The organism is Roseovarius litorisediminis, from assembly GCF_900172295.1.
Taxonomy (GTDB): Bacteria; Pseudomonadota; Alphaproteobacteria; order Rhodobacterales; family Rhodobacteraceae; genus Roseovarius; species Roseovarius litorisediminis.
This window is the reverse complement of sequence record NZ_FWFL01000001.1, coordinates 64,450-76,605: the sequence shown is the minus strand read 5'-3', so window position 1 is coordinate 76,605 and position 12,156 is coordinate 64,450. Positions and strand designations below refer to the sequence as shown.

Below are 12,156 nucleotides of genomic sequence, written 5' to 3'. Positions count from 1 at the left end.
TTTCAGGAGAAAACAAACATGGCAACCGAAATTCTGATGCCCGCCCTGTCGCCAACGATGGAAGAAGGCACACTGGCCAAATGGCTGGTCAAGGAAGGCGATACCGTCAGCAGCGGTGATATCATCGCAGAGATCGAAACCGACAAGGCCACGATGGAATTCGAAGCCGTCGATGAAGGCACGATCGGCAAGATCCTGATAGAGGAAGGCACCGAAGGCGTGAAAGTGAACACTGCCATCGCCGTGCTGCTGGAAGAGGGCGAAACTGCGGACGACATCGCAAGTGCGGCAAGCGCGCCCGCTGCGGCGCCCGCCGACGCCGAAGCCCCCGCGACGGCCGCCCCTGCTCAGGCCGCAGCACCTGCGGCCCCGGCCCCCGATCTGAGCCCCGACTGGCCCGAAGGCACCGAAATGCAGACCATGACGGTGCGTGAAGCGCTGAACTCGGCCATGGCCGAGGAGATGCGCAGCGATGATACAGTATTCGTGATGGGCGAAGAGGTGGCCGAATATCAGGGCGCCTACAAGATTACCCAGAATCTTCTGGAAGAATTCGGCGCAAAGCGGGTGATCGACACGCCGATTACCGAACATGGCTTTGCCGGGATCGGTGTCGGGGCTGCCTGGGGTGGTCTGAAACCGATTGTCGAATTCATGACCTGGAACTTCGCCATGCAGGCGATTGATCAGATCATCAACTCTGCCGGTAAAACCAACTATATGTCGGGTGGTCAGCTGGGCTGCTCGATCGTGTTTCGCGGTGCCAACGGGGCTGCGGCCCGCGTGGGCGCGCAGCACAGCCAGGACTATGCCGCATGGTATGCGCAGGTGCCGGGCCTCAAAGTGGTACAGCCCTATTCGGCATCGGATGCCAAGGGCCTGCTGAAATCGGCCATTCGCGATCCCAACCCGGTGATCTTCCTTGAAAACGAGATTCTCTATGGGCGCACCTTCGAGGTACCCAAGCTGGATGATTTCACCGTGCCGTTTGGCAAGGCCCGTATCTGGCGGGAAGGTACGGATGTAACCATCGTCAGCTTTGGTATCGGTATGACCTACGCGCTTGAGGCGGCTGAAAAGCTGGCCGAAGACGGCATTTCAGCCGAGGTGATTGATCTGCGCACCCTGCGCCCGCTTGATTACGATACGGTTCTGGCAAGTGTTATGAAAACCAACCGCTGTGTGACCGTCGAAGAGGGCTGGCCGGTGGCCTCGATAGGCAACCATCTGAGTGCGGTGATCATGGAGCGCGCATTCGACTATCTGGATGCCCCGGTGATCAACTGCACCGGCAAGGACGTGCCCATGCCCTATGCGGCCAACCTTGAAAAGCTGGCGCTGACCTCGACCGCCGAGGTGATCGAGGCCGTCAAACAAGTGACCTACCGGTAAGGAGACAAGACGCGATGCCTACAGAAATTCTCATGCCCGCCCTGTCCCCCACCATGGAAGAAGGCACCCTGGCCAAATGGCTGGTAAAAGAAGGCGATACCGTAAGCTCGGGCGATTTGCTGGCCGAGATCGAAACCGATAAGGCAACGATGGAATTCGAGGCCGTTGATGACGGCACCATCGGCAAGATCCTGGTTGCAGAGGGCACCGAAGGCGTGAAGGTAAATACCGCCATCGCCGTGCTGCTGGAAGACGGGGAAACGGCCGATGACATCGGCGATGTGTCCACCGCCCCGACCCCCCCCGCACCGGAGGCCCAAAAGGCCGACGCGGGTGCCGAGGAGGCCCCCAAAGGGGGCGCCGCGGCGCCCGCCCCCGCCGCCCCCAAAGCCGCCGGGGGTGACCGCATCTTTGCATCACCGCTGGCGCGCCGGATTGCGGCTGACAAGGGGCTGGACCTGGGCCAGATCACCGGGTCAGGCCCGCATGGCCGGATCGTCAAGGCAGATGTGGAAGGCGCCAAGGCCGGTGCCACTGCCGCCCCGGCAGCCGCAGCCTCTGATGCAACCCCCAAGGCCGCAGCCGCGCCCTCGGGTCCGTCGGGCGATGCTGTCGCCGCCATGTATCAGGGTCGCGAATACGAAGAGATCAAGCTGGATGGCATGCGCAAAACCATTGCCGCCCGCCTGACCGAAGCCAAGCAAACCGTGCCGCATTTCTATCTGCGGCGCGACATCAAACTGGACGCGCTGCTGAAGTTCCGCAGCACGCTGAACAAGCAACTTGAAGGGCGCGGTGTCAAACTCAGCGTCAACGACTTTATCATCAAGGCCTGTGCACTGGCATTGCAGGCAGTGCCTGCGGCCAATGCCGTCTGGGCCGGTGACAAAGTGTTGCAACTGAAACCCTCGGACGTGGCTGTGGCCGTGGCCATCGAGGGTGGTCTTTTCACGCCCGTGCTGAAAGACGCCGAGATGAAATCGCTGTCGGCCCTTTCGGCCGAAATGAAAGACCTTGCCGGTCGTGCCCGCGACCGCAAACTGGCCCCACATGAATATCAGGGGGGCAGCTTTGCCATCTCGAATCTGGGCATGTTCGGCATCGATAATTTCGACGCAGTGATCAACCCCCCGCATGGCGCCATTCTGGCCGTCGGCGCGGGTAAGAAACAGCCCGTTGTCGGCGATGATGGCGAACTGGCTGTGGCCACTGTGATGTCCTGCACGCTGAGTGTCGATCACCGGGTGATCGACGGCGCGCTCGGCGCAGAACTGCTGCAGCATATCGTCGACAACCTGGAAAATCCGATGATGATGCTGGCCTGAGGCCCCCACCTTCGCCAATTTCAAAGCCCCGGGTACCTCTCCGGGGCTTTTTCTTTTGCCGATCTGATCTGTCTCAAGTTTTCCAAACCCGTGCTGGGGTATCGCTGGGAAAATTTGGAGAAGACAATCGATGGACTGGAAAGACACACTTGCACATACCTCCTCGCTTCTTGGCCCGTTGCGCTCCGAGCAGGCCGAGACCGCAAAAGGATTTCACGCCCTGCACAACGCAGCCTTGGCCGAAGGGGCGTTGAGCACCAAACATAAAGAACTGATCGCGCTGGCCATTGGGGTGTCGAAACAGTGCAACGACTGTATTGGGTTTCACATCAAGGCCGCGATCCGTGCAGGCGCCACGCGCGAAGAAGTGGCCGAAACGATCAATGTCTGTGTCATGATGAATGGTGGCCCCGGGTACATGTACGGCGCCAAGGCGATCGAAGCCTTTGACCAGTTGTCGTAACCTGACCGGCTATCCGGATCCGCCACCTGAAAAATAACCATTCCGTCGAGATGAAGGAGTGGTTTTTCATGTCGAAATAACCATAGGGTCAGGTTTTCCATACTTTACCATTCATGGCGATCGAACCATCCTGCTTATATTACCAGTACCAGTAGCCGCACCTGTAGCGCGGTAAATTTTGCAAAAGATTATCAGTACCTTCTGGGGTTATTTTTATGGCGTTGTACGATTTTCAGCCGTTGACAGTATATTGGTATTCCGGGCCGTGGGCCTGCTGGGGTTCACGATCTATGTCATGGGGTTTTTCTGTCTCTGCACAGGACGGCTGACCAGTTCCCCACCAGCGTATTTTCTGCTGGTATTTAGCGCCTCGACCTGCGTGTTGATTTCACTGCTGGTAGATTTCAACCTCAGCGCGGCCCTGATCCATTGCTTTTATGTCGTGATGGTCCTGGGCCGGGCTGTGTTGCGTTGGCGACAGCATCGCTCGAACCGCCCCCGGTCACCCGGCGGATTATTCATCACAACACAAAGTTTGGTTCAGCCATCCCGGCATGTCAGTTAAACAGTTGCCTAGGCCATGGCGCATCCGCAACCGGGGATTTCCGGACAATCATTGTCTTGGTTATTTAGTGGATGCATTTCAAAAACAGGCGAATTTCTGCCTGAAAAAAAGGTTTTTGCGTTTCAACCCTAAGATCCCGAAAGGACTGAAAAAATACATGGCTTTGTAAGTAAGCTGTAAGGATTGATCGCCAAGGCAGGGCAACAAACCGTCTCTTGGAAAAGCGATGCAAAAACCTGCAGCACCCGGTATTTCAACTCAAACACCAAACACGCCAGCATCTTTCAGCGAGATGTGGCGGTCACGCCCGGCTATTTCTGGGTTGTTGTTGGTCGTTTTTGTCAATCTATGGCTATTGTCGGCCTACAATTTTTCTTTTTGGTCGCGGTCCTACGGATTGCTGAAATCCCAGCCCAGTCTCTTTTTGCTCTTCGTCGTCGGCATCTGGGGATTGAGCATGGCGTATATTCTGCTGTTTACCAACCGCTGGCTGCTAAAACCCGTCCTTATCGCGAATATCTTAATAGCTGCGGGGGCCTCGTATTTTCACGAGAACATGGGCGTCGTTATTGACCGAGAGATGATCCAGAATATCCTGGGAACTACTGCGAACGAATCCAAAAACCTGTTCACCCTGTCTTATATCCGGTACATGGTTGCCTTCGCGGTTATCCCGTCGCTGGTCGTGCTTCTGGTTCGGGTATCGCACCCGCCATTTCTGAAATCGGCATTGCGGCACAACCTGTTGCTGCTTGTGTGCGGGTTATTGTTTTTCGGTGTCGCCTATAGCAACTATCAAACTTATAGTTTCTCGCTGAAGAAGTCACCTGGACTGAGAAAAATACTGCACCCAGCTGGCCCGGTTAACAGCGCCATCCAATACGCCCAGATGATGTGGCGTGCTCAATCGCTGGAGTTTCAGCAGATCGGCCTGGATGCTCGCAAGGGCGAACTCGTGGCACACGCCAAACACCCGGTTCTGACCCTTTTGGTTATCGGCGAAACCCTGCGCGACCAGAACTGGGGGCTTAGCGGCTATAAGCGCAACACGACGCCTGAGCTTGCCAAACTGAATGTTCTGTCCTTTGCGGGTGTCGAGACCTGTGGAACCTCCACTTCCGTGTCCATCCCCTGCATGTTCTCAAAATACAACCGGTCGGATTTCACCTTTGAAAAAGCCGTTGCAACCGAAAACCTTTTGGACTTGCTTGTGCGCGCCGGTTACGACGTCGAGTGGTGGGATGCAAATACCGGCGATATGGGCGTGGCAAAGCGCGTCCCCTATTCAAACTATAACCGGGCAAACGATCCAGAATTCTGCTCAAATGGAGAGTGCAACGACGGTATTCTATTGAAACTGCTGCAACAAAAGGCAGAAACGATCACTCATGACACGGTTATCGTGATGCATCAGATCGGCAATCATGGACCGGCCTATTTTGAGCGCTACCCAACAGAATTTGCCAAATTCCTTCCCGATTGCAGAGATGCAGATCTGGCAAATTGCCCCCCCGGGGAAGTCGTTAATGCCTATGACAATGCAGTTGCCTATACCGACCTGCAACTGGCAAATACGATCAAGTATCTCGAGACCCTATCAAACCTCAGTACGTCATTGATCTATGTGTCTGATCACGGAGAATCTCTTGGAGAAAACAACTTGTATCTTCATGCTGCCCCCTATTGGGCCGCCCCCGAGGAACAAACACGCGTGCCGATGCTATTGTGGATGTCGGACAACTTCAGAAGCGACATGACACTCGATTATAACTGCGTTGAAAACAGTGAAGATAAGACCGTTACACACGACAACTTTTTCCACTCGGTACTTGGGATGCTGAACATCGAGACCACAGAGCGCACAGGCAATCTTGACCTGTTCGCGCCGTGCCGGGTGCTGCAGTCCAGACAGGCCATGGCTTCGAACTGAAGTCGCAAATCGGTGCTGCCAATTCCAGACCCAGTGTAGCCTCGGCACAGAACCACCGGCCAGTGCCGCCAGAGCAAAAACCAGCCAGAAGCCCTTGTCTTATAATTGGTTACAAGTTCAGCGCACGCCCAATAACTGATCCATCGCCACAGAAGGCTGATCGCAACCGGCCTCGCCCACAATTCGCGCAGGCACACCGGCGACAGTCTTGCACGGCGGCACTTCTTCCAGCACCACGGAACCGGCCGCGACACGGCTGCAATTGCCAACCTTGATATTGCCCAGCACCTTGGCCCCTGCCCCGATCAAAACACCGCTGCCGATCTTAGGGTGACGGTCCTCTTCTTCCTTACCGGTCCCGCCAAGGGTGACCGAGTGCAGCATCGACACATTATCGCCAACCACAGCGGTTTCACCAATAACGATGGAATGGGCATGGTCGATCATAATGCCCTTGCCGATGACAGCACCGGGGTGGATATCCACGCCGAACACTTCCGAGCAACGCATTTGAACAAAACGCGCCATGTCGCGGCGGCCCTCTGTCCACAGCCAGTGCGATACGCGATAGGCCTGAATCGCCTGGAACCCCTTGAAGAACAGCAGCGGCTGAATGAACCGGTCACAGGCCGGGTCACGGTCATTGACGGCAACAATGTCGGCCCGCGCCGACATCGCAATATCGGGTGAGGCGTTGAAAGCCTCATCGCAGATTTCGCGCAGAATTTGTTCAGGCATCTCGCTTGAAGCCAGTTTCAGCGAAATCCGGTAGGCCAGCGCGGTTTCGATACTTCTGTGGTGCAGAATTGACGAGTGAATTACGCCACCCAACAGCGGCTCGTGGGCGATGGCATCCTCGGCCTCGGCCCGAATGCGCCCCCAGACCGGGTCAAGCTCGGCCAATTTTTTACGTGTCTCAGCCATTTGCATGCTCCTTCCACTGTGCTTGACTATACCAGATAGGCACGGATGGTAAAATGCAAAGCCGTGATGACGGAGATAATGAATATGAATGACTCCGAACTGGCCAAATTCCGCGAAATCATCCTTGCGCGGATGCAGGAACTGGAAAACGAGGACGCACTAGGACAGGCTGGACAGGCGACGGTGCAACTGGATCAACAGGCAGTGGGCCGGCTGAGCCGAATGGACGCCCTGCAGAATCAGGCGATGGCCAAGGCCAACCACGCCCGGCGTCAGGCCCAGAAAACCCGTCTGACGGCGGCATTGGCACGGCTTGAAGACGGCGAGTATGGCTATTGCGAGGATTGCGGCGATGACATTGCCACGCGGCGACTGGAACTTGATCCAGCCGCCGCCAAGTGCATTCAGTGCGCGCGCGGTTAAGGTGCTTCAGACGGTTTGGGGCAACCCTGCAAATACGCCCGGTCCGAAGCTGGCTGAAATTTGCGCCACCTCAATCCGGTACTCCCCACTGAGCGCATCAGTCGCCCGCGCAACCGCGCCATAAACCCAGCCCGGTGTGCTGACAATCTCCTGTCGGATCACTGCGGGGCCCTGCATGACCCTGACCAGATAGCTTTCGCTTTCCTCGCCCAAAGGCACTTCGGGTGTGTCCCAGCGGTCGCCACCGATACGGGTCCGCCGGACCCAGCTGACCCGCAGATCACCGCCCGGCTGCTCCTTTGCACGCAAGTGCACCGGCGCATAGGGGCGCAGACCGATCCCGTCAAAGGCCAACACCGCATGTTGATACGATGGGTCGTCAACCGGGCGTTCCGCCGGGCCGATCCGGTAGTGCCGCGCCACGCCGCGCCGGGCCTCGGCCAGTTCGATCTGCGGCGGCGTGCCATCGAGCCGCACCACGAATGAACCGGGCGGCCAGGCAGATACCCCTGCAGCATCAGTGCCCAGCTGTCCACGCAACCGGTGGCGCAGGATATAGGTATCGATGTCGACCAGCTCGGCATCACGGAACTGAAACAACTCCCACCCGCCCGGCATACCATCCCCGATGGCACAAAGGTTGGCGCCCGACAAAAGCGCATCGTCGCCGACGCTTTCCAACTCGCCAAAGCGCATTTTCACGATCAGCCCTTCCCCCCGGTCAATCAGCCCACTGCGCGCCGGATGCAAGGGCGTTTCGGTGATGCCCACCGACGAGCGGGCTGCCAAAATGCTGTTAAGCCGGTAGTCAGCATCGGAGTCCGATGAATACAGCGCCGCCGATCCCGGCCATGGATCAGCCATCACCGCCACATGCGGCGCATGCGGCACCTCTTCACCGGTCATCAACGGCAAGTCCAGAAACAGTGGCGCCACCGGCACCGGCGCATTAAACGGGCGCAGCCGTGCGGCAATCTCGTCAATCAAGATCGGGCGATAGCTTTCCGGCTCAACCCGCACCGCCTCGATCCTCTGGGCGTTGCCCATTTGCTCGACCCGGTCGATGCGGAACAGGCCCTTGCCGCCGCTTTCTTGCAGAGCCAGCACATCACCGGCCCCTGCCGATAGCTGTGAAGGTGGCAGCGAGAGACGCAACGTATCGGTCGATACCCGTGCCTCGGACAGCCAGCGTTCAACCGTCTGGCGCCCCTCGGCGCGGGTCATCGCCAGCGGCATTTCCGAGGTTGAGACCGCATGTGTTGTGTCATCCGGCAATATCGCTTCTTCGGCAATAACCTCATAATCGCCATCCGCCTCGACAAACCGCAGCCGCACCCGGCCTGCAAGTTCAGCCGCACTGCCGCGGGTTTCCTCCATCACGCCAGCCAGTTCTGGATCGCGCACCAATGTGTCGGGGTCGATCACATGGTCGACCTCTCCGTCGCGCAATTTCACACGCAAAGCACCGTCACGCTCGACTGCGTCGAACCCGTACCGCAGCATCAGCGGCTGCAACGCGCCTCGTGCCTCGCCGACCTGGTCCACAAGATAGCCTCGTACAAGCCCGTGCAGCGCGCTGACATCCAGATGTCTCAGCCCAGCACGCGTGCTGATCTCGTCCACAACCGATGCCAGCGTCCGTGCCGATGTGCGTCCTGTTATCCAGTGTCCGCGAGCGTAGTTTTCACCATCTGACCAAAGCCCGCGATTGTTGGGGAAATACGGAAAAGGGCGTGCATCCCAAGCCCAGACATGGGCGTGCTCCATATCCACCATAGGCGCGCCATATTCTTCAGATACCGGATTGTTCGAGGGATCCCCCCAATAACCGATCATCGCGCGAAGGTATTGCAACTGCATCAGATCGTCCCGCTGACCGTCAGAATGATACGGCAGGCTGGATTCAGACGATTTGGGATCAAGAAACTTGTTGGGTTGATTGCTACCTTTATCCACGGCAGCACAGCCAAATTCGGTAAAGCGGATCGCCTTTGACTGCGGCAGCCAGGCGGTTGGCACGGGGTTACGTTCACCCCCAACCCTTTCGTGATGCGGGTTCAGCCACCAGTTGCGGATATCCTTGAACCGCCAGATCCATGGCTCGTTATGGGCCGCATCGGTGATTGGTGTGCGGATCTGCGCCGCGCGCGCCTGCGGGGAATGATAGAACCAGTCATAGCCTTCGCCGCCTTCGATATTCGATTGCAGATAGTCCAGATCGTAGATCGCCCCCCAATACGCATCCTTGTGGTCCGTGCAATCACGCCAGTCGGACAGGGGCATGTAATTGTCGATGCCGATAAAATCGATATTGCCATCCGCCCACAAAGGATCGAGATGGAAAAACCGGTCGCCATTTCCTGGTTGATAGCCAAAATACTCGGACCAGTCGGCAGCATAGCCGATCTTGACACCCGGCCCCAGCAGCGCGCGCACCTCGGCGGCCAGCTCGATCAGTTGCGCAACTGCGGGAAAGCCGTTGTCGGGCCCGCGCACCTGCGTCAACCCGCGCATTTCCGAGCCTATACAAAAGCTTTCAACGCCCCCAACGGCGGCGCATAGCGCAGCTTGATGCAGAATGAACCGCCTGTAGCTCCATTCCCCCGGACCACTATAGCTGACCGGGCTCTGCTTGGTTGGGCCCCCGAAGCTGAGCAGATCAAGCGGGCCGTTCGGCTGGGACGCGGGCGCCGAAGGCCCGTTGACCGGCGTCACAGAAAAATGCGCGGCACGCGCGGTGCCGAAAAATGCGGCCACTTCTGTCTCGGCAACTGTCGTACCGTCAGGGCTGCCCTGCTGACCCGGCGCTTTTGACGTGGTTATCCGCCCGCGCCAAGGCAGAACCGGCTGATCTACAGCATCACTATAGGGGTCCGGCAGGCCATTGCCCGGCCCCTGCTCCATCAGGATGAACGGATAATACATTACCTCCTGACCCGCCTGCTGCAGGCCCAGAATGGCCTCTATCACCGAAGCATCTGTGGGTGTTCCGCCATAGACTGGCTTGCCTGTGGCGTCTCGGGCCACCAACCCGGCGCTTGCCCGGCTGAGACCTGACACCGTCCACGGCATGTTCGAGCTGTCGAATTGCTTTTGTTCCAGCTTAGGCCGAATGGTGCACTCGCCACAGCGCAGATCGTCACCAAACCAGCCGACCACCAGCGAGGTCGACCGACAGCCCGGCAATTCACCGGTCATTGCCTCAAGAGAGGTTGTGAAATCCGCCTTGCCAGAGGGGGAATTCACGTTGGCCAACCCACCGGCCCCAAGACCAAAATTCATTCGGACCGGGCTGGTGGCCAGCGCATATTCACCGCTGCCGGGTAGCATGGCGACCCCCCGGATACCATGGGCCGGGTCCAGCGCGGCGCCAGGTTGACCGGATTGCGACGGGCGGCAGACCTCAAAACTCAGCTGCGGCAACCGGTTCCCAAAGGCGCCCAGTTCCAGATCCTCGATCACTACGTAGGCTGTGCCGCGATAGGCGGGCACATTGCCGGCCCCCTCAACCGCCTCGATCTTGGGGTCCGGCAGCTGGTCCCTTGTCCCGCGATAAAGGCGCATATTCAGGCTGTCGCGGGAGATTTCGGTGCCATCAGCCCAGACGCGGGCCACATTGGTAATCTCGCCCTCGCACAAGGCAATCGCCAGACTGACCGAATAGCTGAACTCGTGCCGCGTGGGCGTGGCTGGCCTGGGTGGCCTGCCTTTGCCACCTCCGCCCCGGCTGCCACCCGTCACGGTTACATCTTCGCGAAACTCTGTAGCCCAGATCACCTGGCCCGCGACACGCATGCGCCCAAAAACCTGTGCGACCGCATCCCCTTCGCCGGCACCTGTCAGGCGCAGGCGGCTGACGCGGCCGCTCTCAACCACTTCTGATCCCTGCCCCATCAGCCGCTGGTCAATCGACCGGCCGATCAGCGCCCCTGCAAATCGACCAAGCGCAACCGAAGAGACCCCAAGAACCGAGCCGCCGATTGCGCCACCGGCAGCAGCTCCAGCCGCCGATAAAATTACTGTCGCCATGATCTACCCCTCCTGAGGGAATTTGAACCGGGCCACGACGCGCCGCCGCCAGGGGGCACTCAGGGGGCTTTCCACCACCGCGTGGCCCGAATATGCATGAATGAATGTGGCCTGCGCGCCGGTCTTTCCAGCCAGTCCAAGGTGCTTGGCCACCGATCCGTCGCGCATCCGGAACAGCAAAACATCCCCCGGTGCCTCGTCTTCCAGCGCCTTGGTCAACAGATGACGCTTTGCCGCCTGCCACAGCGCCTCGACGCGGGCAGGTTCGGACCAGTCCATCGAATAGGCCGGTGGGCGTTCGGGTTCGTCGCCCAGAACCTCGCGCCAGACACCGCGCAACAGGCCCAGACAATCGGTACCGGCCCCCCTGCAGGATGCCTGGTGGCGATAGGGCGTGCCGATCCAGCCGCGTGCAGCCAGAACCACCTGATCTCCGATATTGCTCATGTCCGGCGGCTCCCACCATCCAGACGACCCGATTTACGCGGGTCGGTGATGGTCCAGTCATCGCCAGGAATGTCCGGAAACCCTTGAAAGTTGCCCAGATTGTTAAACTTGAACTGGCAGGTCGACATGCGTTTGTTGCACCCCGCCTGGATCCGCAGGCCGTCTCCGGGCTGCACCTGCGCGCGCAGCGGATGCCACAGCTCGATCACCCGACCCGTGTCCTCTGCCCGGTCGCGTTTGATCAGACCTTGCAACCCGGTGGCCGCCCCGCTGGTCACGCGCAACACCCCATGGCGAAACCAACCTTCAGCAAAACCTTCCAGCGCAGTAAATCGGAAAACCCGCCGATCCTCGACCACTTCCACAGCAGGTTCGGTCACATAGCCGGGCGTGGTCAGATCAAAACCGCAGTCTGCGTCGCCCAGCACCGCACTGCACGATTTTTGGTAAACCCTGCCCAAAGGCTGGTTAAGCGCCTCGGTCAAACCGCGCAGTTCTGCCTCGAACGCCTTACCCGTGCGGCGCAAGCGCAAGGCAGCCTGAAGTTTCACCTACGTGAAAACGATAACGCCGGGCCCTTGGGCCCGGCTGTTTTCTTTCTACCCGCGGAAATCTGTCCAAATAAAGACAGGCCCAACCAGCCGGCAAAACGCGTTCT

At 58.8% G+C, this 12,156-nt stretch carries 9 protein-coding genes and 1 pseudogene; 6 read left to right on the top strand and 4 right to left on the bottom strand.

Annotated elements, in window-relative coordinates:
- Window positions 1-18: 18 nt before the first annotated feature.
- From PEL8287_RS00345 to PEL8287_RS00325, 5 genes are all read left to right on the top strand, one after another.
- The gene (locus PEL8287_RS00345) at window positions 19-1,392 is read left to right on the top strand and encodes a pyruvate dehydrogenase complex E1 component subunit beta (RefSeq protein ID WP_085890363.1); all 1,374 of its coding nucleotides are present in this window, start codon (window positions 19-21) and stop codon (window positions 1,390-1,392) included.
- A 14-nt stretch (window positions 1,393-1,406) separates the two neighbouring features.
- On the top strand, window positions 1,407-2,717 hold the full coding sequence (locus tag PEL8287_RS00340) for a pyruvate dehydrogenase complex dihydrolipoamide acetyltransferase (protein WP_085890361.1): 1,311 nt from the start codon (window positions 1,407-1,409) through the stop codon (window positions 2,715-2,717).
- A gap of 130 nt (window positions 2,718-2,847) precedes the next feature.
- On the top strand, window positions 2,848-3,180 hold the full coding sequence (locus tag PEL8287_RS00335; RefSeq protein WP_085890359.1) for a carboxymuconolactone decarboxylase family protein: 333 nt from the start codon (window positions 2,848-2,850) through the stop codon (window positions 3,178-3,180).
- Window positions 3,181-3,358: 178 nt separating this feature from the next.
- Complete coding sequence (locus tag PEL8287_RS00330) at window positions 3,359-3,745, top strand: CBU_0592 family membrane protein (RefSeq protein ID WP_085890357.1); 387 nt, start codon at window positions 3,359-3,361, stop codon at window positions 3,743-3,745.
- Window positions 3,746-3,971: 226 nt separating this feature from the next.
- Complete coding sequence (locus tag PEL8287_RS00325; protein ID WP_085890355.1) at window positions 3,972-5,675, top strand: phosphoethanolamine transferase; 1,704 nt, start codon at window positions 3,972-3,974, stop codon at window positions 5,673-5,675.
- 117 nt (window positions 5,676-5,792) lie between these two features.
- Here PEL8287_RS00325 and cysE read toward each other — a convergent pair whose 3' ends face one another.
- A complete protein-coding gene (gene cysE, locus PEL8287_RS00320) occupies window positions 5,793-6,599 on the bottom strand; it encodes a serine O-acetyltransferase (protein WP_085890930.1) in 807 nt (268 codons plus the stop codon).
- 84 nt (window positions 6,600-6,683) lie between these two features.
- Here cysE and PEL8287_RS00315 point away from each other — a divergent pair, with 84 nt between their 5' ends.
- Window positions 6,684-7,022, top strand: a complete 339-nt coding sequence (locus PEL8287_RS00315; protein WP_085890929.1) for a TraR/DksA family transcriptional regulator — start codon at window positions 6,684-6,686, stop codon at window positions 7,020-7,022.
- 6 nt (window positions 7,023-7,028) lie between these two features.
- Here PEL8287_RS00315 and PEL8287_RS00310 read toward each other — a convergent pair whose 3' ends face one another.
- The 3 genes and pseudogenes from PEL8287_RS00310 to PEL8287_RS00300 form a co-directional block, all read right to left on the bottom strand.
- The gene (locus PEL8287_RS00310; protein WP_085890353.1) at window positions 7,029-11,051 is read right to left on the bottom strand and encodes a baseplate multidomain protein megatron; all 4,023 of its coding nucleotides are present in this window, start codon (window positions 11,049-11,051) and stop codon (window positions 7,029-7,031) included.
- 3 nt (window positions 11,052-11,054) lie between these two features.
- Entirely contained in the window at window positions 11,055-11,498 is a 444-nt protein-coding gene (locus PEL8287_RS00305; RefSeq protein WP_085890352.1) for an NlpC/P60 family protein, read from the bottom strand.
- Window positions 11,495-12,025: pseudogene (locus tag PEL8287_RS00300) on the bottom strand (phage/gene transfer agent baseplate hub protein); the annotation flags it as partial. The gene PEL8287_RS00305 and the pseudogene PEL8287_RS00300, both read right to left, overlap by 4 nt.
- Window positions 12,026-12,156 lie beyond the last annotated feature (131 nt).